21 protein-coding genes and 1 pseudogene are annotated in these 20,646 nt (G+C 69.9%); 18 read left to right on the forward strand and 4 right to left on the reverse strand.

Going from position 1 to position 20,646, the window contains the following annotated elements; all coding sequences use genetic code 11:
* The 7 genes from rpsP (at position 1) to AB6A65_RS04805 (ending at position 4,639) form a co-directional block, all read left to right on the forward strand.
* A complete protein-coding gene (rpsP, locus tag AB6A65_RS04775; RefSeq protein ID WP_371037216.1) occupies positions 1–372 on the forward strand; it encodes a 30S ribosomal protein S16 in 372 nt (123 codons plus the stop codon).
* Between the two features lie 12 nt (positions 373–384).
* The gene (gene rimM, locus AB6A65_RS04780) at positions 385–891 is read left to right on the forward strand and encodes a ribosome maturation factor RimM (RefSeq protein WP_371037217.1); all 507 of its coding nucleotides are present in this window, start codon (positions 385–387) and stop codon (positions 889–891) included.
* Positions 888–1,712, forward strand: a complete 825-nt coding sequence (gene trmD, locus AB6A65_RS04785) for a tRNA (guanosine(37)-N1)-methyltransferase TrmD (RefSeq protein WP_371037218.1) — start codon at positions 888–890, stop codon at positions 1,710–1,712. Before rimM ends, trmD begins: the two co-directional genes overlap by 4 nt.
* A gap of 50 nt (positions 1,713–1,762) precedes the next feature.
* Positions 1,763–2,152, forward strand: a complete 390-nt coding sequence (gene rplS / locus AB6A65_RS04790) for a 50S ribosomal protein L19 (RefSeq protein WP_371037219.1) — start codon at positions 1,763–1,765, stop codon at positions 2,150–2,152.
* Between the two features lie 11 nt (positions 2,153–2,163).
* On the forward strand, positions 2,164–2,385 hold the full coding sequence (rpmE, locus tag AB6A65_RS04795) for a 50S ribosomal protein L31 (protein ID WP_371037220.1): 222 nt from the start codon (positions 2,164–2,166) through the stop codon (positions 2,383–2,385).
* A gap of 152 nt (positions 2,386–2,537) precedes the next feature.
* On the forward strand, positions 2,538–3,350 hold the full coding sequence (locus AB6A65_RS04800) for a division plane positioning ATPase MipZ (RefSeq protein WP_371037221.1): 813 nt from the start codon (positions 2,538–2,540) through the stop codon (positions 3,348–3,350).
* A 173-nt stretch (positions 3,351–3,523) separates the two neighbouring features.
* Positions 3,524–4,639, forward strand: a complete 1,116-nt coding sequence (locus AB6A65_RS04805; protein ID WP_371037222.1) for a BLUF domain-containing protein — start codon at positions 3,524–3,526, stop codon at positions 4,637–4,639.
* A gap of 7 nt (positions 4,640–4,646) precedes the next feature.
* On the opposite strand, the gene AB6A65_RS04810 is transcribed toward AB6A65_RS04805, so the two are convergent.
* A complete protein-coding gene (locus tag AB6A65_RS04810) occupies positions 4,647–5,093 on the reverse strand; it encodes a MarR family winged helix-turn-helix transcriptional regulator (protein ID WP_371037223.1) in 447 nt (148 codons plus the stop codon).
* A 78-nt stretch (positions 5,094–5,171) separates the two neighbouring features.
* Here AB6A65_RS04810 and hmgA point away from each other — a divergent pair.
* The 9 genes and pseudogenes from hmgA to AB6A65_RS04855 form a co-directional block, all read left to right on the forward strand.
* Positions 5,172–6,524, forward strand: a pseudogene (gene hmgA / locus AB6A65_RS04815) (homogentisate 1,2-dioxygenase); the annotation flags it as partial.
* A gap of 88 nt (positions 6,525–6,612) precedes the next feature.
* Positions 6,613–7,956 (forward strand): fumarylacetoacetase, encoded by a 1,344-nt coding sequence (gene fahA / locus AB6A65_RS04820; protein WP_371037224.1) that lies wholly within the window; start codon positions 6,613–6,615, stop codon positions 7,954–7,956.
* A 14-nt stretch (positions 7,957–7,970) separates the two neighbouring features.
* Positions 7,971–8,921 carry an MBL fold metallo-hydrolase gene (locus AB6A65_RS04825; RefSeq protein WP_371037248.1) on the forward strand — a complete coding sequence of 317 codons (951 nt, stop codon included), beginning with the start codon at positions 7,971–7,973 and terminating at the stop codon, positions 8,919–8,921.
* Positions 8,918–9,118, forward strand: a complete 201-nt coding sequence (locus tag AB6A65_RS04830) for a hypothetical protein (RefSeq protein WP_371037225.1) — start codon at positions 8,918–8,920, stop codon at positions 9,116–9,118. Before AB6A65_RS04825 ends, AB6A65_RS04830 begins: the two co-directional genes overlap by 4 nt.
* Positions 9,115–10,737: an FAD-dependent oxidoreductase gene (locus tag AB6A65_RS04835; RefSeq protein ID WP_371037226.1), complete on the forward strand. Its 1,623-nt coding sequence runs from the start codon at positions 9,115–9,117 to the stop codon at positions 10,735–10,737. Before AB6A65_RS04830 ends, AB6A65_RS04835 begins: the two co-directional genes overlap by 4 nt.
* Positions 10,734–10,940, forward strand: a complete 207-nt coding sequence (locus AB6A65_RS04840) for a DUF2783 domain-containing protein (protein WP_371037227.1) — start codon at positions 10,734–10,736, stop codon at positions 10,938–10,940. The genes AB6A65_RS04835 and AB6A65_RS04840 overlap by 4 nt, the downstream gene beginning before the upstream one ends.
* Entirely contained in the window at positions 10,937–11,572 is a 636-nt protein-coding gene (maiA, locus tag AB6A65_RS04845; protein WP_371037228.1) for a maleylacetoacetate isomerase, read from the forward strand. Before AB6A65_RS04840 ends, maiA begins: the two co-directional genes overlap by 4 nt.
* Before the next feature lie 62 nt (positions 11,573–11,634).
* Positions 11,635–13,053, forward strand: a complete 1,419-nt coding sequence (locus AB6A65_RS04850) for an aspartate aminotransferase family protein (RefSeq protein ID WP_371037229.1) — start codon at positions 11,635–11,637, stop codon at positions 13,051–13,053.
* A gap of 4 nt (positions 13,054–13,057) precedes the next feature.
* Positions 13,058–13,828, forward strand: coding sequence for an aldolase/citrate lyase family protein (locus AB6A65_RS04855; protein ID WP_371037230.1), 771 nt, complete (start codon positions 13,058–13,060; stop codon positions 13,826–13,828).
* Positions 13,829–13,840: 12 nt separating this feature from the next.
* Here AB6A65_RS04855 and AB6A65_RS04860 read toward each other — a convergent pair whose 3' ends face one another.
* The 3 genes from AB6A65_RS04860 to AB6A65_RS04870 form a co-directional block, all read right to left on the reverse strand.
* Entirely contained in the window at positions 13,841–15,106 is a 1,266-nt protein-coding gene (locus tag AB6A65_RS04860) for an ABC transporter permease (RefSeq protein ID WP_371037231.1), read from the reverse strand.
* Positions 15,103–15,909, reverse strand: a complete 807-nt coding sequence (locus AB6A65_RS04865) for an ATP-binding cassette domain-containing protein (RefSeq protein ID WP_371037232.1) — start codon at positions 15,907–15,909, stop codon at positions 15,103–15,105. The genes AB6A65_RS04860 and AB6A65_RS04865 overlap by 4 nt, the downstream gene beginning before the upstream one ends.
* Positions 15,910–16,083: 174 nt before the next feature.
* A complete protein-coding gene (locus tag AB6A65_RS04870; RefSeq protein ID WP_371037233.1) occupies positions 16,084–17,082 on the reverse strand; it encodes an ABC transporter substrate-binding protein in 999 nt (332 codons plus the stop codon).
* A gap of 420 nt (positions 17,083–17,502) precedes the next feature.
* Here AB6A65_RS04870 and AB6A65_RS04875 point away from each other — a divergent pair, with 420 nt between their 5' ends.
* Entirely contained in the window at positions 17,503–18,894 is a 1,392-nt protein-coding gene (locus AB6A65_RS04875; RefSeq protein WP_371037234.1) for an aspartate aminotransferase family protein, read from the forward strand.
* 147 nt (positions 18,895–19,041) lie between these two features.
* Positions 19,042–20,499: a PLP-dependent aminotransferase family protein gene (locus AB6A65_RS04880; RefSeq protein WP_371037235.1), complete on the forward strand. Its 1,458-nt coding sequence runs from the start codon at positions 19,042–19,044 to the stop codon at positions 20,497–20,499.
* Positions 20,500–20,646: the final 147 nt, after the last annotated feature.

The following is a 20,646-nucleotide window of genomic DNA, read 5'->3' on the forward strand; positions in this document are numbered from 1 at the left end:
ATGGCTATCAAGATCAGGCTCGCCCGCGGCGGCTCCAAGAAGCGGCCCTTCTACCGGATCGTCGCGGCGGATTCCCGCATGCCGCGCGACGGCCGCTTCATCGAGAAGCTGGGCACCTACAACCCGCTCATGCCCAAGGACAGCGAGGAGCGCGTGCGCATGAACGTCGAGCGCGTGCAGTACTGGCTCGGCGAGGGCGCGCAGGCCACCGACCGGGTGAGCCGCATGCTGGAGGCCGCGGGCCTCAGCGAAGCCCGCTCGCGCGCGAACCCCAAGAAGGGCACGCCGGGCAAGAAGGCGCAGGAACGCGCCGAGGAGCGCGCGGCGAAGGCCGCCGAGGCCGCGGAAGCGCCCGCCGAGGCGCAGGAGTAAGGCGGCCGGCCGATGAGCGGGCAGGTCTGTGTGGGCGCCATCGCGGGCGCCTATGGCGTGCAGGGCGAGGTGCGGCTGAAAAGCTTCACCGCGGAGCCGGAGGCCGTCGCGTCCTACGGCCCGCTCGTCACGGAGGACGGCGCGCGGCGCTTCGAGGTCACGCCGCTGGGGCGGGTCAAGAACGCGCTGCGCGTCCGGCTGTCCGGCGTGCGCACGAAGGAAGAGGCCGACGCGCTGCGCGGCACGCGCCTTTACGTTCCGCGCGCGCGGCTGCCGGATCTGCCCGAGGACGAGTTCTACCACGCCGACCTGATCGGCCTCGACGTGCTCGACACGGGCGGCGCGGCGCTGGGACGGGTGAAGGCCGTGCAAGATCACGGCGCCGGCGCGCTGCTGGAGGTGATCGTCCCCGGGGCGCGCCAGACGGTGCTTCTGCCCTTCACCCGCGCGGCGGTGCCCACGGTGGACCTCGCGGCGGGACGGATCGTCGCCGACCCGCCCGAGGGGCTCTTCGAATGAGCGATGCCCCCGCCCGCTCCCATGGCCGCAAGTCGATCAGCGCCGCGGTGGGCCCGCGCGAGCTCATGCCTGCGCAGGAGACGCTGGCGGGCGTGTGGTGCGCGCAGGTCATCACCCTCTTTCCCGAGGCGTTCCCGGGCGTGCTCGGGCTTTCGCTCACCGGGCGCGGCCTCAAGGAGGGGCTCTGGCAGCTTCGGACGGTCGACCTGCGCCGCCACGGCGAGGGGCGCCACCGCAACGTGGACGACACGCCGGCGGGCGGCGGCGCGGGCATGGTGCTGCGGGCCGACGTGCTGGGCCGCGCCATCGAGGAGGCGCGCGCCACCGCGCCGGCGGGCCGCCCGCTCATCGCGCCGAGCCCGCGCGGCACGCCCTTCACGCAGGCCCGCGCGCGCGCCCTCGCCGAGGGTCCGGGCGTCACGCTGATCTGCGGGCGTTTCGAGGGGATCGACCAGCGCGCGCTCGACCATTACGGGGTCGAGGAGGTCTCGATCGGGGATTTCGTCCTGACCGGCGGCGAGATCGCCGCGATGGCCTTGATCGACGCGACGGTCCGACTTATACCCCGCGTGCTCGGGAATCAGGCGTCCGTCGAGGAGGAATCCTTCTCGCACGGTCTTTTGGAGCACCCGCAGTACACACGGCCCACCGTCTGGCAGGGGCGCGAGATACCCGAAATTCTCCTTTCGGGGCACCACGCGCGGATCACCGAATGGCGGCAGGCCGAGGCCGAAAGGCTGACAAGGAAACGGCGCCCTGATCTCTGGCGGGCCTGGCGCGAGGCGCATCGCAGGAACCCGGAGGACGACCGAGAGCTCTGAGGGCCATCACCTTCGCGGGACCACCGCGAGCGAGAATAGGAGTGGATCAGATGGATCTGATCGCGGAACTGGAGGCGGAACAGATCGCCTCGCTCGGGAAGAAGATTCCCGATTTCAAGGCCGGTGACACCGTGCGCGTCGGCTACAAGGTGACGGAAGGCACGCGCTCGCGCGTGCAGAACTTCGAGGGCGTGTGCATCAGCCGCAAGAACGGCCAGGGCATCGACGGCTCGTTCACGGTGCGAAAGATCTCCTTCGGCGAGGGCGTGGAACGCGTGTTCCCGCTCTACTCGACGAACATCGACAGCATCACTGTCGTGCGCCGCGGCAAGGTGCGCCGCGCCAAGCTCTACTACCTGCGTTCGCGCCGCGGCAAGTCGGCCCGGATCACGGAGCAGACCAACTACCGCGCGCCCAAGGGCGCCGGGGCCCAAGCCTGAGGAGCCGCGCCATGAAGAAGGACATTCATCCCGACTATCACTTCATCGACGTGAAGCTGGTGAACGGCGATATCGTCAAGATGCGCTCGACCTGGGGCGGCGAGGGCGAGACCCTGCCCCTCGACGTCGATCCCTCCGTGCACCCCGCCTGGACCGGCGGCGGCGGGCGTCTGATGGATACCGGCGGCCGCGTGTCGAGGTTCAAGAAGAAGTACGAGGGCCTCGGCTTCTGAGCCGGCACCCCCTTACAGGTTTTTTCCAGGACGCGCCGCCCGACCTCCGGGCGGCGCGTTCCGTTTCGGGCGCTTTCCCTCGCATCGGGTGCGCCCTATAGACGGTGGGCGAAGCGTGGCCCGGACCGGCCGCGCGGCACGAGGGGAAGGGCATGGCGCACATCATCGTCGTCGGCAACGAGAAGGGCGGGGCCGGCAAATCCACCGTTTCGATGCATGTGGCGACGGGCCTTGCGCGGTGCGGCCAGCGCGTCGGCGCGCTCGACCTCGACCTGCGCCAGCAAAGCCTGGGGCGCTACCTGTCGAACCGTCAGCGCTACCTCGCCGCGGAGGGGCTGGCGCATCTTCCCAGCCCGCAGTTCCACGAATTGCCGACGATCGATCCCGACACGCTGCAACCCGACGAGAACCCGCAGGATCGCAGCCTGTCCACCGCCGTGGCGGCGCTCGAGGGCAGTTGCGACTTCCTCGTCATCGACTGTCCCGGCTCCCACACCCGGCTCAGCCAGCTCGCCCACTCGCTCGCCGATACGCTGATCACGCCGCTCAATGACAGCTTCGTGGACTTCGATCTGCTGGCGCGCACCGATCAAGACGGTCAGAAGGTTCTCGGGCCGTCGGTCTATTCCGAGATGGTCTGGTCGGCGCGGCAGCTGCGTGCCCAGGCCGGGCTGCCGGCGCTCGACTGGCTGGTGATCCGCAACCGGCTGGGCGCGCAGGCGATGGTCAACAAGGCCAAGATGCAGGCGGCGCTGGATGCCCTTGCGCGCCGGATCGGCTTCCGCACCGCGCCCGGCTTTCACGAGCGCGTGGTGTTCCGGGAACTTTTCCCGAGGGGCCTGACCCTTCTCGACCTGCCCGACATCGGCGTGACGCAGTTCAGCCTGTCCAACATCGCCGCCCGGCAGGAACTGCGCGATCTGCTGCGGGCGCTGAACCTTCCGGGCGTCGACGTGGATTTCTGAACACCGGCGACATGCGATCCGTGTGTAAATTTTTCTAGACATTTTGGCCTGTCAGATCATATTGAGGGGGATGGTCCGGCGCCTGCCGACGCAGTGCCCTGCGCTCCAAGCGGACCGCGCCATCGCGGAAAGCCGGACGGGCGATCCCCGTCGCAATTCGGAAGGGGCGGGCGATGCAAACCAGCGAGGAAGTGCCGGGCGATCTGCGCCGCGTCTGCTACCGCAGCCGTGCGACCCGCCCGCTCGATGCCGGCGAGATCGGCGCGCTCGTGCAAGGCGCGGCGCGGTTCAACGCGGGACACGGCATCACCGGCGCGCTGGTCTCCGCCGGTGTCGGCTACCAGCAATGGCTGGAGGGACCCGCGGGCGTCATCAACGCATTGATGGGGCGGCTTCAGGACGATCCGCGCCACGCCGACATGAACCTCATCGAGAACGCCGCCATCGAAAGGCGCGCCTTTGCCGGCTGGCACATGCAGCTCTTCCAGACCCCCGGGGATCTCGCGCTGTCGCCGCTTGCCGTCGTCCTCGGCGCTCCGCGGCCCGAAGCCGGCGCCGACTGGGCATCGGCGCTCGCGATGGTCACGAAGGGCCTCTCGCAGCGCGGGCCGGGCCCGGTCGTCTCGCCCGCCGAGGCCGAGTCCTTCGCGCAGGCGCTGATCGCCCCCGGAGAGGATGCGATCGTGGCGCAGCACCTCGCGCCCAGGCTGTCGACGGCGACGGGCCGCGCGGAGGGGTACGAGGCCGTGGCGCGCGCGCTCGGCGACGGCTGGATGGCCGACCGTTGGTCCATGGCGCAGGTCACAGTGGCGCTGGGGCGCTTCCAGTCATTGCTGTGGCAGGCGCCGCAAACCGCGGACCCCGTGCAGCCGGTCGGGCACGCCATCGTCGCGAACCAGCCCGGCAACCCGCATTTCCTGGGCGCGGTGATCAAGGCCGACATCCTGCGCGCCTCGGGCTGGTCGGTCAGCCTGCTGCTCGATGCCGAGACGTCGGATATCGAGGCCGCGGCCCGCGCCAACAGGACCGCGCCGGTGCTTCTGTCCGGCAGTCGCCTGCTTTCGGGACTGGTCGAGGCGCGGATGACCGAACTCGGCCAGCATCTGCGCGCGGCCCTGCCCGGGACGCTCGTGCTCACCGGCGGGCGGGGCGGCCACGCGCTGTCGGCCACGGCGCAACGGCTCTGGGCACAGGTGGCGCGCGCGAAATCGCAAGGCGCGGATGCCTTCGGAAAGGTCGCGGGGTCCGCCGCCGGGGCGGCCATGGCGGCGCGTCACCGGGTTCACTGACGCAAGGTCAGCCCGGATCATCGCCCCCGGCCAGCGCGCGCAGCATCCGCCGCAGGGCGGCCGCGTCCTCGGGATCGAAGCGCGCGGCGAGCGCGGCGTCGTAGTCGCGCGCGACCTCGCGCAGGTCGCGGTAGGCCGCCTGCCCCGCCGGCGTGAGTTCCAGCACCTCGCGGCGGCGGTCCGCGGGATCGGCGCAACGGGTCAGGAAGCGCCGCGCCTCGAGCCGTGCGACCGCGCGGCTGATCTTGGTCTTGTGCATCCGGGCGCGCGCGCCGATCCCGCCCGCCGTCATCCGGCCGTAGATCCCCAGGTGGAAGAGCACCCGCCACTCGGTGCGCAGCATCCCGTAGCGCGCCTTGTAATGTCGCTGGAAGGCGAGGCTCGCCTCCTCGGCCGCCTGGTTGAGAAGATAGGGCAGGAATTCCTGCAGATCGAATCCGTCTTTTCCGTCCATCGCGTCCTCCCGACTCTTGTTAGTTACAAATTCAACCGTTAACACCGCAACCGAATTCGGGAGGGAGGAGCCTGAACCATGAATCGTCGCACCGATCCCGTCGGCCTTACGCAGGCCACCACGCCCACAGGCACGCAGCAGGGCTACATGCCCGGCTTCGGCAACGACTTCGAGACCGAGGCACTGCCGGGCGCGCTGCCGCAGGGCATGAACTCGCCGCAGAAATGCAACTATGGCCTTTACGGCGAGCAGCTTTCGGGGACGGCCTTCACTGCCAACCCGCCGGAACGGACCTGGACCTACCGCATCCGGCCCTCGGTCAAGCATTCCTCGCGCTACACGAAGCTGGAGCTGCCCTACTGGAAGTCGGCGCCGAACGTGGACCCGGACGTGATCTCGCTCGGCCAGTATCGCTGGGATCCGGTGCCGCATGGCGACGAGGCGCTCACCTGGCTCACCGGCATGCGCACGATGACGACGGCGGGCGACGTGAACACCCAGGTCGGCATGGCGAGCCACATCTACCTCGTCACGGAGTCGATGAAGGACGCGTATTTCTTCTCCGCCGACAGCGAGCTTCTCGTCGTCCCGCAGGAAGGCCGGCTGCGCTTCGCCACCGAGCTCGGCATCATCGATGTGGAGCCCAAGGAAATCGCCATCCTGCCGCGCGGCCTCGTCTATCGCGTTGAAGTGCTCGACGGCCCGTGCCGCGGCTTCGTGTGCGAGAATTACGGGCAGAAGTTCGAGCTCCCGGGCCGGGGCCCGATCGGCGCCAACTGCATGGCCAACCCGCGCGACTTCAAGGCGCCGGTCGCCGCCTTCGAGGATCGGGAGACGCCCTCCACCCTCACCGTCAAGTGGTGCGGCCAGTTCCACGTCACCGAGATCGCGCAAAGCCCGCTCGACGTGGTGGCCTGGCACGGCAACTACGCGCCCTACAAGTACGACCTGCGCAGTTACTGCCCGGTCGGCGCGATCCTCTTCGACCACCCGGACCCGTCGATCTTCACCGTGCTGACCGCGCCCTCGGGGGTGCCTGGCACCGCAAACATCGACTTCGTGCTCTTCCGCGAGCGGTGGATGGTGGCCGAGGACACGTTCCGCCCACCCTGGTATCACAAGAACATCATGTCCGAGCTGATGGGCAACATCTACGGCCAGTACGACGCCAAGCCGCAGGGCTTCGTGCCGGGCGGCATGAGCCTGCACAACATGATGCTGCCCCACGGGCCGGACAAAAGCGCCTTCGAAGGTGCTTCCAACGCCGAGCTGGGGCCGGAGAAGCTCGACAACACGATGTCCTTCATGTTCGAGACGCGGTTCCCGCAGCACCTCACCGCCTTCGCGGCGAAGGAGGCGCCGTTGCAGGACGACTACATCGACTGCTGGGACAGCCTCGAGAAGAAGTTCGACGGAACGCCGGGCGTGAAGCGACGCGCAAGAGATCGCCAGGTCTCTTGCGCCAAGGCTTTTCGAAAAGCCTTGGCACCCGGCCGCCCCCGCCACGGAAAGGAGCCCCATGTCGCTGATGCCGAGCTGGGTGGAAAGCGCGAACGCGCCCGATCACCCCTTCCCGCTCAACAACCTGCCCTGCGGCGTCTTCTCCACCGAGACGCTGGATCCCCGCTGCGGGGTGGCCATCGGCGACATGATCCTCGATCTCGCCCGCGCCGAGGCGGAGGGCCTGNTCTCCACCGAGACGCTGGATCCCCGCTGCGGGGTGGCCATCGGCGACATGATCCTCGATCTCGCCCGCGCCGAGGCGGAGGGCCTGGTCGAGGTCGGGGCGGGGCCGCTCTTCGACGTGCCGTTCTGGAACGAGCTCTTCGAGGACGGCCCCGAGGTCTGGGCCGCCCTGCGCGCGCGCCTGACCGCGCTCCTCGCGCGCGGCGCGCCAGAGCGGGACAGGGTGGAGCCGCTGCTCGTGCCGCAGGCCGGGGCAGAGATGCACATGCCCTTCCTCGTGGCCGAGTACACCGATTTCTACGCCGGCCGGCATCACGCGACCAATGTCGGCACCATGTTCCGCGGCGCCGAGAACGCGCTGCCGCCCAACTGGCTGCACATCCCGATCGGCTACAATGGCCGCGCCTCCTCGGTGGTGGTCTCGGGCACGCCGGTCCGGCGGCCCTGGGGCCAGCTCAAGGGGCCGGAGGATGCCGCGCCCCGCTTCGCGCCCTCGCGCCGCTTCGACCTCGAACTCGAGATGGGCGCGGTGGTGGGCCAGGCGTCGGAGGGGCCGCTCACGGTCGCCGAGGCCGACGAGATGATCTTCGGCTACGTGCTGCTGAACGACTGGTCGGCGCGCGACATCCAGGCCTGGGAATACCAGCCGCTCGGCCCTTTCCAGGCCAAGGCCACGGCCACGACCATCGGGCCGTGGATCGTCACCAGGGCGGCGCTGGAGCCCTTCCGCGTGCCCGCGCCGAAGCGCGAGGTGGAGCTCCTGCCGCACCTGCGCGACGCCGCCCCCATGCTCTACGACATCGAGCTCTCCGTCACGCTGGCGCCCGAGGGCGAGGCCGCGACGGAAATCGCGCGGACGAACTACCGCGAGATGTACTATTCCTCGGCCCAGCAACTCGCCCATCACACGACCAGCGGCTGCCCGATGACGCCCGGCGATTTGCTGGGGTCGGGCACGGTCTCGGGGCCGGAGAAGACGCAGCGCGGCTCGCTGCTCGAGCTCTCGTGGGGCGGCAAGGAGCCCGTGACGCTGGACACCGGCGAGGCGCGCAGCTTCCTCGAGGACGGGGACACCGTCACGCTTTATGCCGCCGCGCGCGGGGACGGCTACACCATCGGCTTCGGGCCTTGCGCGGGGCAGCTCCTGCCGGCGCTCGAAGATCCCTACAAACGCTGAGAAGAGGGCAGGACATGGCAAAGGCATTCGCGTCGCAGGGCGACATGACCGAAAAGGAGGTCAGCTTCACCGAGATCGGCGAGGGGCTCTGGGCCTTCACCGCCGAGGGCGACCCGAACTCGGGCGTCATCATCGGCGACGACAGCGTGATGATCGTCGAGGCGCAGGCCACGCCACGCCTCGCCAACAAGGTCATCGAGAAGGTGCGCGAGGTGACCGACAAGCCGATCACCCATCTCGCGCTCACCCACTACCATGCGGTGCGCGTTCTCGGCGCCTCGGCCTATGGCGCCGATCAGATCGTGATGTCCGAGATGGCGCGCGGCATGGTGGCCGAACGCGGCCAAGAGGATTGGGAGAGCGAGTTCGAGCGCTTTCCGCGCCTCTTCCAGGGCCACGAGTCGATCCCCGGCCTCACCTGGCCGACGACCACCTTCAACGACCGGATGACCGTCTATCTCGGCAACCGGCGAGTGGACCTGATGCACCTCGGCCGCGCGCACACGGCAGGCGACATCGTGATCCACGTCCCCGACCAGAACGTGATGTTCACCGGCGACATCGTCGAATACCACTCCGCCTGCTACTGCGGCGACGGGCATTTCGCCGAGTGGGGCGAGACGCTCGACGCGATCCGCTGGTTCGACGTGGACGCCATCGCGCCCGGCCGCGGCGATGCGCTGGTGGGCCGCGAGATGGTCAACGCCGCCATCGAGAGCACGCGCGACTTCCTGGAAAGCACCTACCGGCCCGCCGCCCGCGTCGCGGCACGCGGCGGCACGCTCAAGGACGCGTGGGACGCCGTGCGCGCCGAATGCGACCCGAAGTTCTCGGACTTCGCGATCTACGAGCATTGCCTGCCCTTCAACGTGGCCCGCGCCCATGACGAGGCGCGCGGCATCGAGACGCCGCGAATCTGGACCGCCGCGCGCGACAAGGAGATGTGGGAAGCGTTGCAGGGATGAGCCGCTTCGGCCCCACCCGCGGCGAGCTGTGGTTCCGCCTCGCCTTCTCCCTCTTCGGGCTCGGCGCGATCGCCGCGGCCCTGCTGCTGCGCGGGCCGAGCCCCGCCTGGATCGAGATCGTCGCCGTGGGCGGGGCCTTTTTCGGCGGCACCGCGCTCTGGACGATCTGGAAGCTCACAGGGAAGACCCGGACATGAACAAGATCTTCGAGACGCCGCTTTACCCCTACACCCGCGCGCCGGACCAGGACGCGCCCGCGCCGGTGCGCCATCCGGTGATCGTGGTCGGCGCGGGCCCGGTGGGCCTTGCCACCGCCATCGACCTCGCCGGACGCGGCGTTCCGGTCGTGGTGGTCGACGAGAACGACAAGGTGAGCTTCGGCTCCCGCGCGATCTGTTTCGCCAAGCGCCCGCTCGAGATCCTCGACCGCCTCGGCTGCGGCGAGCCGATGGTGGAGAAGGGCGTGCGGTGGAACCTCGGCAAGGTCTTCTTCGGCGAGCGCAAGGTCTACGACTTCAACCTGCTGCCCGAGGAGGGCCACCGGCGCCCGGCCTTCGTGAACCTTCAGCAATACCATTTCGAGCGCATCCTCGTGGACCGCGTGCGCGAGATGCAGGCCGCGGGCGCGCCGATCGAGCTGCGGGGCGGCACACGGGTCGCCTCCGTCGCGGAGGCGGGCGATCACGTGGCCGTCGCGCTCGACACGCCCGAGGGCCCCTACGAGGTCGAGGCGGAATGGCTCGTGGCCTGCGACGGCGCGGGCTCTCCCATCCGCTCCATGATGGGGCTCGACTTCGTGGGACGGGTGTTCGAGGACAACTTCCTCATCGCCGACGTGGTGATGGACGCCGAGTTCCCCACCGAACGCTGGTTCTGGTTCGACCCGCCCTTCAACCCTGGCCAGTCGGCGCTCCTGCACAAGCAGCCCGACGGGGTCTGGCGGATCGACCTGCAACTGGGCTGGGACATCGACAAGGAGGAAGAGAAGAAGCCCGAGAACGTCATCCCCCGGCTGAAGGCGATGCTGGGAGAGGATGTCTCCTTCGAGCTCGAATGGGTCTCGATCTACACCTTCCAGTGCCGCCGGATGGAACGGTTCCGCCACGGCCGGGTGATCTTCGCCGGCGATTCGGCCCACCAGGTCAGCCCATTCGGCGCGCGGGGCGCGAACTCGGGCGTTCAGGACGCCGACAACCTCGCCTGGAAGCTCGAACTCGTGATCGAGGGCAAGGCGCCCGAAGGGCTGCTCGATAGCTACGACGCCGAGCGTATCCACGGCGCGGACGAGAACATCCTGAACTCGAGCCGCTCCACCGATTTCATCACGCCGAAATCCGAGACGAGCCGGCTTTTCCGCGACGCGGTGCTCGATCTGTCAGAGCACTACGCCTTCGCCCGGCCGCTGGTGAACTCGGGGCGGCTCTCCGTGCCCTGCACCTATGACGGGTCCCCGCTCAACACGCCCGACGCGCTGCCGGAGGGCCCCGCGCGCACGCGCCCCGGCAGCCCCTGCCCCGACGCGCCCGTCGGCAACGGCTTCCTGCTCGACCGTCTCACCGGGGGCTTCGCGCTGCTTTGCATCGACGCAGACGCACCCGAGCGGCTGGAAGAGGACGGCGTCGCTGCCCCGTGTATCGCGCTTTCCGCCGCCGACGATCCCTCGGGCGCGCTCGCGGCGCGCTATCTCGGCGACGCGGCCTCGGCCGTCTATCTCGTCCGGCCGGACCAGCACGTCGCCGCGCGCTGGCCCGCCTTCGGCGAGAGCGCCGCGCGCGCCGCGCTCCGCCGCGCCATGGCACGGGAGATGCGCCAATGACCCTGACGCTTGCGCCCAACATCGCGGGGCCGGACGATTTCTACGCCGAGCTTCTCGCCGCCCATGAAGGGCTGACGAAGGCGGAAAGCGACGCGCTCAACGCGCGCCTCATCCTCCTTCTCGCCAACCACATCGGCGATCGCGCGGTGCTGTCGCAGGCGCTCGACGCCGCCCGCGCGCCCGGGCGGGACGCCGCAGGGTGAGCGAGGCCGTCCTTTACGATTTCTGGCGCAGCTCGGCGAGCTACCGTCTGCGCATAGCGCTCGCCCTCGCCGGGATCGACACCCGCCCGGTGCCGGTCGATCTGCCGACGCTCCGGCACAAAACGCCCGAGCATGTCGCGCGCAACCCGCAGGGCCTCGTCCCCGTGCTGGAGATCGACGGAGACCGCTTCACCCAGTCGCTGGCGATCCTCGACTACCTCGACGAGACGCGCGGGCTGGGCCTTCTGCCGGCCGAGCCCGCCGAGCGCGCCCATGTCCGCGCCCTCGCCCACTCGATCGCCGTGGACGTCCACCCGGTCTGCAACGTCTCTGTCGCGGCCTATGCCGTCGAGCTTTCGGGTCGGGAGGAGGCGCGCGAGATGTGGATGCGCCGTTTCATCGCGCCGGGGCTCGCTGCCTTCGAGGCGCTGCTCGCGCGGTGGGAGCAGGCGCCCTACTGCACGGGCGCGGCCGTCTCGCTGGCCGACATCTGCCTCGTGCCGCAGCTCTACAACGCCGACCGCTGGGGCGCGGACTATTCGGACTGCCCGCGCATCCTGAAGGTGAAGGCCGCGCTGGACGCGCACCCGGCCTTCGCCGCGGCCCATCCCGACCGGCACGCGCCCGGTTGACCCGCCGCCCTTGACACCGGGGGGCCCGCGCGGGACGACGGCGCGACGCGGAGGGAGGCGGCATGGACTGGAGCGAATTTCCCAAACACGGCCGCGCGGTGGCCGACTGGGCGGCAGAGTATCACGCAACGCTGCGCGACCGGCCGGTGCGCGCGCCATTGACCCCGGGCGCGACGCTCGCGCGCCTGCCCGAAGCCCCACCCGAGGCGGCGGAGCCCGTCGAGCACATCCTCCGCGACTTCCACGAGATCGTGATGCCGGGGCTGACCCATTGGCAGCACCCGCGCTTCTTCGCCTATTTCCCGGCGAACGCGGCGCCCGCCTCGGTGCGGGCCGAATACCTCGTGGCCACCGTCGCGCCGCAATGCATGCTCTGGCAGACCTCGCCCGCCGCCACCGAGATGGAGACGCGGATGATGGGCTGGCTCGCGCGGGCAGTGGGGCTGCCCGACGCGTTCCATGGCGTGATCCAGGACAGCGCGAGCTCGGCGACGCTGGCGGCGGTGCTCACCATGCGCGAGCGCGCGCTGGACTGGGCGGGCAATACCGAGGGCCTTTCGGGCGCGCCGCGGCTGCGGATCTACTGCTCGGGCGAGGTGCACTCCTCCATCGACCGGGCGATCTGGATCGGGGGCATCGGGTCGGCGAACCTTGTGCGCCTGCCGGTCACGGGGCCGCGCCGCGCCATGGACACGGCCGCGCTGGCCCGCGCCATCGCCGACGCCCGTGCCGCGGGGCATCTTCCGGCCGGGATCGTCGCCTGCACGGGCGCCACGGGCATGGGCGCGTCCGACGACCTCGCCGCCGTGGCCGAGGTGGCGCGGGCCGAAGGGCTTTACCTTCACGTGGACGCGGCCTGGGCCGGCGCGGCGATGATCTGCCCGGAGTTCCGCGAGCTCTGGGCCGGCGTCGAGCAGGCGGATTCGGTGGTCTTCAACCCGCACAAGTGGCTCGGCGCGCAGTTCGACTGCTCGGCGCATTTCCTGCGCGACCCGGCCGCGCTCACCCGCACGCTCGCGATCCGGCCGGAATACCTCAGGACCCAGGGCGCGGACGGCGTGGTGGATTACTCTGAATGGTCGATCCCGCTCGGGCGGCGCTTCCGGGCGCTCAAGCTCTGGTTCCTGTTGCGCGCCGAGGGGCTAGAAGGACTGCGCGCCATGATCCGCGACCACGTCGCGTGGAGCCGGGGGCTGGCAGAGCGGCTGCGAGAGACGCCGGGCTTCGAGATCGTGACGGAGCCGGTGCTTTCGCTCTTCACCTTCCGCCATGCGCCGCCGGGCGCGGACGCCGATGCCGCGACCGAGCGGCTGCTCGCGGCGATCAACGACGAGGGGCGCATCTCCCTCACCCGCACGGTGATCGACGGGCGGCCCGTCATCCGGTTCCAGGCGGGCTCCGTCTTCACGACCGCGGCGGACATGGACGCCGCCTACGACGCCATCACCGCCACCGCAGACCGCCTGCGACAGGAGGACTGAGCCGATGCCCGCCCCCGAGAACAGCTTCAAGCGCGCCCTCGCCCAGGGCCGCACCCAGTTCGGCTGCTGGCTCGGGCTCTGCAGCCCCTACGCCGCCGAGATCGCCGCGCGCGCGGGCTTCGACTGGCTGCTCGTCGACGGCGAGCACGCGCCGAACGACCTGCCCACCATCGCCGCGCAGCTCCAGGTGATCGACCCGCTGCCGCCGCAAGCCGTGGTCCGCCTGCCCATGGGCGAGGACTGGGCGATCAAGCAGGCGCTCGACGCGGGCGCGCAGACCCTGCTGATCCCGCTGGTGGAATCGGCCGCACAGGCAGAGCGTCTGGTGCGCGCCACCCGCTACCCGCCGGACGGCCATCGCGGCATGGGCGCCGCCCTTGCCCGCGCCTCGCGCTTCTCGGAGATCGCGGATTACGCGACCACCGCCAACGCCGAGATCTGCCTGCTCGTGCAGGTGGAGACGCGGGCGGGCCTCGCCGCGCTCGACGACATCCTCGCCGTCGATGGCGTGGACGGCGTGTTCATCGGGCCCACGGACCTCTCGGCGGACATGGGATATCCGGGCGACCCGCAGGCGCCGGAGGTGCGGGCGGCGATCCGCGACGCGCTGGGCCGCATCGCGGCGGCCGGGAAGGCGCCCGGGATCCTGTCGGTCGACGACGACGAGATCGCCGCGCATCTCGAGGCCGGGGCGCGCTTCGTCGCCGTCGGGATCGACGTCACGCTGCTGGCCGGCGCGCTCCGCGACCGCGCCCGCCGCTGGTCCTCGGGCTGAGCGCGCCCGCGCTCAGGCCCGGCCCTTCCACGGCACCAGCCAGCGCTCCATCCGGCGCATGGCCATGTCGATGCCGAAGCCGATGATCCCAATCAGGATGATCCCCATAATCACGATGTCGGTAAGCTGGAAGCGCGAGGCGACCATGATCATCATGCCCGCGCCCTGCTCGGCGGCCACGAGTTCGGCGGCGACCACCGTGCCCCAGCACACCCCCATGGCCACCCGCGCGCCGGTGAATATCTCCGGCAGCGAGTTCGGGATGATGACGTGGCGCAGGATCTGCCAGCGCGAGGCGCCCAGCGAATAGGCCGCGTGCACCTTCGAGATAGCCACGCCCGACACGCCCGAGCGCGCCGAGATCGCCATGATCCAGAGCGCGGCGAGGAAGAGCAGGATGATCTTTCCAACCTCGCCGATCCCCGCCCAGATGATCACCAGCGGAATGAGGGCGAGCGGCGGCACGGGGCGCATGAACTCCACGATCGGATCGAACCAGCCGCGGAACCAGTCCGAGAGCCCCATGGCGTAACCCAGCGGGATCCCCACCGCCGCGCCGAAGAGAAACCCCACGATCACGCGGAAGAGCGACCAGCCCAGATGCTCCCAGAGGGTGCTGTCGCGGTAGCCGTCGCTCGCGACCTCGCCGATCCGGGCCACGACGGCCTCGGGCGGGGGCAGCCAGATCGGCTCCATCTGCCAGCCCTTCGCCGGCTCGAAGTTGAGCGTGCCCTTGGGCGTCATGCCGACCCGCCCGTCGGCGATGCGCACGGATCCCCCGGGGGCGATCGGCTGGCCGTCGACCTCGACGACCTCGGCGCCCGCGTCGCGGCCCAGCTCGTCGTTGCGGTCCACCCGGATGAGCGTGCTGCGCCAGGCGCCGACGGTGGCGCTGTCGTTCTTGGCCCAGCCCTCGCCCGGGGCCACCTCGGGGGCTTCCGCGTCCTGCTGCACCGGATGCACGAGGACCGTGACCGTCGCCGTGTCGCGCTGCCCGTCGGGCGTGGCGACGGTGTAGTCGAACCGGGTCTCGCCCAGGAATGGCCCCGGCGCGTGCAGGAAGCCCGGCACCCAGGCCGAGCCCGTGAACGCGCCCCAGAGCAGGAAGATCGTGGCCACCGAGATGACACTCGCGATGCGGTTCGGCGTGACGGCGCTTTCGTCGCCGAAGGTCACCGTCTTGCGGGCGGTAAGGCCGGTGCGCGTCTGGTGGACGACGAGCTTCACGAGGAAGAAGGAGGCGGTGAAGATCGCCGCATAGATGAGGAAGATGATCATTGCGCGGCCTCCGTGCGGCCCATGATCTCTTCCTCCATGTCCCAGATCATCGAAAGGATCTCTTCCCGCTTGGGGCCGTAATCGGGATGGCGCTTGACCTCGCGGAGGTCCGCGCCGACACCGAGATCGGCGAAGGGCAGCCGGTATTCGGTGTGGATGCGCCCCGGCCGCGGCGCCATCACGAGAAGCCGTTCGCCGAGCAGCAGCGCCTCTTCCACCGAATGGGTGATGAGGATGATGGTCTTGCCCGTCTCCTTCCAGAGCCTGAGCACCAGGCTCTGCATCTTCTCGCGCGTGAGCGCGTCGAGCGCGCCCAGAGGCTCGTCCATCAGGATCACGTCTGGGTCGTTGGCCAGGCACCGGGCGAGCGCCACGCGCTGCTGCATCCCGCCCGAAAGCTCGTAGATCGCCTTGTCGTGGAAATCGGCGAGCCCCGTGACGTCGAGAAGGTGATCGACGGTGCCGGCCCAGTCGCGTTCGCGCCGGCCGGCCATGCGGGGGCCGAAACTCACGTTCTGGCGCACGCTCATCCATTCGAAGAGCGCGCCCTGCTGGAACACCATTCCGCGCTCGGCGTCGGGGCCGGTGACCTCGTGGCCGTTCATCACCACCTTGCCCGAGGTCGGCGCGAGAAACCCCGCCACGATGTTGAGCAGCGTGGTCTTGCCGCAGCCCGAGGGGCCCAGAACGCTCAGCACCTCGCCCTCGGCGAGGTGTAGCGTGACATCCTGCAGCGCCTGGACCGAGCTGCCATTGGGCAGGTCGAAGCGCATCGAAAGCCGCTCGATGTCGAGCCCGCTCATGCGTCGTCTCTCATGGTCTTCCCTGTCTCCCTGCGTCGCAATCGCCCTCCTGCGAGGGTCTTCTGTCGCCTCGAGCGCCCTGCGTGTCCGGGCCCGCGCCCAAGGGCCCCGGGCCTGCCGCGGCAGGCCCGGGACGTCCTTTCCCGTTTCCTCCGGCGCCGCCGGAGGGCCGGGTCACATGCCGCCGGCGGCGCTTTCCAGCGGGGCGGCGTTCACGGCGTTCGCGTAGCTGTCGAGCGCGGCGTCGATGCTGCCGGCCTCGACGAAGACGTTCGCCACGCCCTGCATGAACTCCTGCGCACCGCCGCCAAGCCACTTGGCGGTCAGCTGCTCGTCCACCGGCGGGAAGACGAAGGTGGCGATGGTCTCGCGCGTGGCCTCCAGATCCATGCCCGCGTCCTTGGCGATCACCGGAAGCATCTCCTCGGTGTTCTCGCCCGAGTTCCACATCGCGTTGGCCTCGGCCGTGACCGCGAGGAATTGCGCCACGATGTCGGAATTCTCCGCCACCCAGTTCGCCGGGCCCGAGGTCACGTCGAAGACCAGAATGCCCAGATCCTCCTTCTCGGCGCCCGTGAGCAGCACGTTGCCGTGCTCTTTCATGCGGCGCAGCGCCCCGCCCCAGCCGCAGGCCATGTCCACCGCGCCCTGCGCGATGGCCGCGGCGCCGTCGGGCGGCGCCATGTCGACGACATCCATCGTGGAGATGTCCACGCCGAAATGGTTCATCTGCTCGAGAAAGCCGTAATGCGCCGCCGTGCCCAGCGGCACCGCGACCTTCTTGCCCTCGAGTTCGTCCGCCGAGTCCTTGTCGATCTCGAGTTCCGCGCGCACGACGCAATTGTCGTTGTCGGAGTAGCTGACCGCCACGTCGAGGATCTGAAGGTCCTGCCCGGCCGAGGTCGCCACCACGAAGGGCGGCACGCCCTGGCTCACGGAAAGCTGCACGTCCCCCGAGGCCATCGCCGCCGACATCGCGGTTCCCGTGTCGAAACTGACCCAGTTGATGTCGATGCCCATGGCGTCCTCGTACATCCCCGTGGCCTTCGCGTACTGGACAGGCATCGGCCACTCGAGGAAATAGGCCACCGTGCTCTCCTGCGCCGCCGCCTGCGCACCGGTGAGCATCGCCGCACCGGCAACCGCCCCCATCAGCTTTCGTCTTGTCATCATCTTCCGTCATCCCTTGCTGGCAGCCGCGATTCGCGGCGGTTGGGCGCGGCGCAATTCTGAGGCGGCACCGTCGCCCGGAGCGGCGCCCGACGGCGCGCCCGTGCCCGAATCCGATCCGAAAAGGCGATTCCGATCAATGGATTTTCCGAAATCCCGGACCGCGCCGCGCAGCCGGAACATGCCGCCGCCACGCGATCTGCAGGAATTTTGCAAGACTTTCCGCCGCCTTGAATGACGCCCGTGGGCCGGGCGCGGATCCTCTCCGCGAAAGGGTGGACTTACCGGGCCGGATCAACTGGCCCTAACAAGCGGCGAAAAAAGTGGCTGATCATCCAAGCTCAGGCTAGCGTTGCCGCAGACAATTCCCGCGCGCCGGCGCCGCCCCGCCGCCCGCCCGCGCAATTCCAAGGACGCATCATCATGGACGGCACCCCCAGAGAGAACGATTTCAGCGGCATCGTCGAGGCCGATCGCGCCCATGTCTGGCATCATCTGGTGCAGCACAAGCCCTTCGAGACGGGCGCGCCCCGCGTGATCGTGGAGGGGCGCGGCATGTCGGTCTGGGACCAGCACGGCAAGGAACACCTCGACGCCGTCTCGGGCGGGGTCTGGACGGTGAATGTGGGCTACGGGCGCGAACGGATCGCCGACGCCGTGCGCGACCAGCTGGTGAAGCTGAACTACTTCGCGGGTGCCGCCGGCACGATCCCCGGCGCGCGCTTCGCCGAGCGGGTCATCGACAAGATGCCGGGCCTGTCGCGCGTCTATTACTGCAACTCCGGATCGGAGGCCAACGAGAAGGCCTTCAAGATGGTCCGGCAGATCGCCCACAAGCGGTACGGCGGCCGCAAGCACAAGATCCTCTACCGCGACCGGGACTATCACGGCACGACGATCGGCTGCCTGTCGGCCGGCGGGCAGGACGAGCGCAACGCGCAATACGGCCCGTTCACGCCCGGTTTCATTCGCGTGCCGCATTGCCTCGAATACCGCAAGCACGAGCAGGACGGCGCGCCGGAGGAGAATTACGGCCTCTGGGCCGCCGACCAGATCGAGAAGGTGATCCTGCAAGAGGGCCCCGACACGGTGGGCGCGCTCTGCCTGGAGCCGGTGACGGCGGGCGGCGGCGTGATCCCGCCGCCTTCCGGCTACTGGGAGCGGGTGCAGGAGATCTGCCGGAAATACGACATCCTGCTGCACATCGACGAGGTCGTCTGCGGCGTCGGCCGCACCGGCACCTGGTTCGGCTACCAGCAATTCGGCGTCGAGCCCGACATGGTCACGATGGCCAAAGGCGTGGCCTCGGGCTACGCCGCGATCGCCTGCCTCGTGACGACCGAAGAGGTCTTCGACATGTTCAAGGCCGATCCCGACGATCCGCTCGACTATTTCCGCGACATCTCCACCTTCGGCGGCTGCACGGCGGGGCCGGCCGCGGCGCTCGAGAACATGGCCATCATCGAGGAGGAGGGCCTTCTGGAAAACACGACGGCGATGGGCGCGCGGCTGATGGAGCGGCTGCACGAGCTCCACGAGAAGCACGCCGTCGTGGGCGACGTGCGGGGCGCGGGACTTTTCTGCGGGGCGGAGCTGGTGGCCGACCGCGCCACGAAAGAGCCCGTGGACGAGAAGCTGGCCCAGAAGGTGGTGGGCGACTGCAACGCGCAGGGCGTCATCATCGGCGTGACCAACCGCTCGGTGCCGGGAAAGAACAACACGCGCTGCTTCTCGCCCGCGCTGATCGCCACGGCGGACGACATCGACCGCATCGCCGCCTCCGTGGACGAGGCGCTGGGCCGCGTCTTCGGGTGACCCGGCGGCCGGGCGCGGGCGCCCGGGGCCCGGCCCGATGCGGCGCGCGGCATGGCGGCCCGGGGCGATCGGCGCTCGGGCGCAATGTCCGGCCCGGCCCATAAGTCCAGTTTGCACGGCGCGACCGGGCCAGATACGCTTCCGGCCATGGGCATCTCCGCGGTCAGCTTCACGCTCGATCCCGACGGCACGGGCACGTTGCAGGCGCGCATCCAGCAGATGATCGCGCAGGCGATCCTCTCCGGTCGGCTGAGGCGCGGCGACAGGCTGCCCTCGACGCGCCGGATGGCGGCGCATCTGGGCGTCAGCCGGATCACCGTGACGCTGGCCTACAACGAGCTTCTGGCGAACGACTACCTGACGTCGAAGGATCGCTCGGGCTACTTCGTGTCGGCGAACGCGCCCGAGCCGCCCGCCTTCCCGGCCGCGCGCCCCCCGCGCGAGGACGCCGTGGACTGGACGCGCGCGCTCGGTCAGCGGTTCTCGGGCGGTGCCGCGCCGCGCAAGCGGCCCGACTGGGCGCGCTTCCGCTTCCCGTTCATCTACGGTCAGGCCGACCCGTCGCTCTTCGATCACGCCAACTGGCGGCTTTGCGCGATGAAGGCGCTTGGCGCGAAGGACTTTCCCGCCCTCGCGCATGATCTCTACGACCAGGACGACCCGCCGCTGGTGGAATTCCTCGCGCGCCACACGCTGCCCCGCCGCGGGATCGAGGCGCGCCCGGAGGAGATCCTGATCACGCTCGGGGCACAGAACGCACTCTGGCTGACCGCGCAGGTGCTGCTGACCCAGCGCCGCAGGGCCGCGATCGAGACGCCCTGCTACCACGCGCTGCGCGACATCCTCACCCAGTCGCGGTGTCACATCTCGCCCGTACCGGTCGATGCCGACGGGCTGCCGCCCGACGCGGTGCCCGAGGGCACGCATGTGATCTTCACCACGCCGAGCCATCAGTGCCCGACCTCGGCCACCATGCCGCTCGAGCGCCGCCAGGCGCTTCTCGAGCGCGCGCGCGCGCTCGACGCGCTCATCGTTGAGGACGATTACGAGTTCGAGATGGCGTTTCTCCAGACGCCGCTGCCCGCGCTCAAGTCGCTCGATACGGACGGGCGGGTGATCTACGTCGGCAGCTTCTCGAAACCGCTCTTTCCCGGCCTGCGCCTCGGCTACCTGGTCGGCCCCCAGCCCTTCATCCGCGAGGCGCGCGCGCTGCGCGCCTCCGTCCTGCGCCACCCGCCCGGCCTCGTGCAGCGCAGCACGGCCTATTTCCTGGGCCTCGGGCATTACGACGCGATGATACGGCGCATGGGCCGCGTGCTCGCCGAGCGCCGCACGGTGATGGAAGAGGCGGTCGCCGAGCACGGGCTCGAGATCGCGGGACGGGGGGCCTTCGGCGGCTCGTCCTTCTGGATGCGGGCGCCGCGCGGCACCGACACCGCCGCCCTCGCCCGCAAGCTCGAGCGCGAGGAGGTGCTGATCGAGCCCGGGGCGCCCTTTTTCGCCACCCCGCAGGCGCCGGGCGAGTTCTACCGCCTCGCCTGGTCCTCGATCCCGGCAGAACGCATCCCCGAAGGCGTCGCCCGCCTGGCCCGGGCGCTGGGCTGATCTGGCCATATCCGGCGAACGCCGCTGGCCCTATTGGCCGCCCCCCTGCAACCGTAACTTCGCTCAGGCGGCGCATGGCCGGACCGGACCGGCGTCGGTGCCGCGCGCAAGGAGAGACCCCCATGAAGATGACCACCGAGGAAGCCT

It is taken from the genome of Rhodosalinus sp. FB01 (assembly GCF_041365715.1).
GTDB lineage: Bacteria > Pseudomonadota > Alphaproteobacteria > Rhodobacterales > Rhodobacteraceae > Rhodosalinus.

What these genes read in the sequence shown, in the direction of transcription:
- rpmE (WP_371037220.1), top strand. Translation starts at nt 2,164, where the DNA reads ATGAAGAAGGACATTCATCCCGACTATCACTTCATCGACGTGAAGCTG.
- AB6A65_RS04810 (WP_371037223.1), bottom strand. Translation starts at nt 5,093, where the DNA reads ATGGACGGAAAAGACGGATTCGATCTGCAGGAATTCCTGCCCTATCTT.
- AB6A65_RS04830 (WP_371037225.1), top strand. Translation starts at nt 8,918, where the DNA reads ATGAGCCGCTTCGGCCCCACCCGCGGCGAGCTGTGGTTCCGCCTCGCC.
- AB6A65_RS04855 (WP_371037230.1), top strand. Translation starts at nt 13,058, where the DNA reads ATGCCCGCCCCCGAGAACAGCTTCAAGCGCGCCCTCGCCCAGGGCCGC.
- AB6A65_RS04800 (WP_371037221.1), top strand. Translation starts at nt 2,538, where the DNA reads ATGGCGCACATCATCGTCGTCGGCAACGAGAAGGGCGGGGCCGGCAAA.
- AB6A65_RS04840 (WP_371037227.1), top strand. Translation starts at nt 10,734, where the DNA reads ATGACCCTGACGCTTGCGCCCAACATCGCGGGGCCGGACGATTTCTAC.
- AB6A65_RS04825 (WP_371037248.1), top strand. Translation starts at nt 7,971, where the DNA reads ATGGCAAAGGCATTCGCGTCGCAGGGCGACATGACCGAAAAGGAGGTC.
- AB6A65_RS04880 (WP_371037235.1), top strand. Translation starts at nt 19,042, where the DNA reads ATGGGCATCTCCGCGGTCAGCTTCACGCTCGATCCCGACGGCACGGGC.
- AB6A65_RS04850 (WP_371037229.1), top strand. Translation starts at nt 11,635, where the DNA reads ATGGACTGGAGCGAATTTCCCAAACACGGCCGCGCGGTGGCCGACTGG.
- AB6A65_RS04865 (WP_371037232.1), bottom strand. Translation starts at nt 15,909, where the DNA reads ATGAGCGGGCTCGACATCGAGCGGCTTTCGATGCGCTTCGACCTGCCC.
- AB6A65_RS04870 (WP_371037233.1), bottom strand. Translation starts at nt 17,082, where the DNA reads ATGATGACAAGACGAAAGCTGATGGGGGCGGTTGCCGGTGCGGCGATG.
- rimM (WP_371037217.1), top strand. Translation starts at nt 385, where the DNA reads ATGAGCGGGCAGGTCTGTGTGGGCGCCATCGCGGGCGCCTATGGCGTG.
- AB6A65_RS04805 (WP_371037222.1), top strand. Translation starts at nt 3,524, where the DNA reads ATGCAAACCAGCGAGGAAGTGCCGGGCGATCTGCGCCGCGTCTGCTAC.
- AB6A65_RS04860 (WP_371037231.1), bottom strand. Translation starts at nt 15,106, where the DNA reads ATGATCATCTTCCTCATCTATGCGGCGATCTTCACCGCCTCCTTCTTC.
- AB6A65_RS04835 (WP_371037226.1), top strand. Translation starts at nt 9,115, where the DNA reads ATGAACAAGATCTTCGAGACGCCGCTTTACCCCTACACCCGCGCGCCG.
- rplS (WP_371037219.1), top strand. Translation starts at nt 1,763, where the DNA reads ATGGATCTGATCGCGGAACTGGAGGCGGAACAGATCGCCTCGCTCGGG.
- AB6A65_RS04875 (WP_371037234.1), top strand. Translation starts at nt 17,503, where the DNA reads ATGGACGGCACCCCCAGAGAGAACGATTTCAGCGGCATCGTCGAGGCC.
- trmD (WP_371037218.1), top strand. Translation starts at nt 888, where the DNA reads ATGAGCGATGCCCCCGCCCGCTCCCATGGCCGCAAGTCGATCAGCGCC.
- rpsP (WP_371037216.1), top strand. Translation starts at nt 1, where the DNA reads ATGGCTATCAAGATCAGGCTCGCCCGCGGCGGCTCCAAGAAGCGGCCC.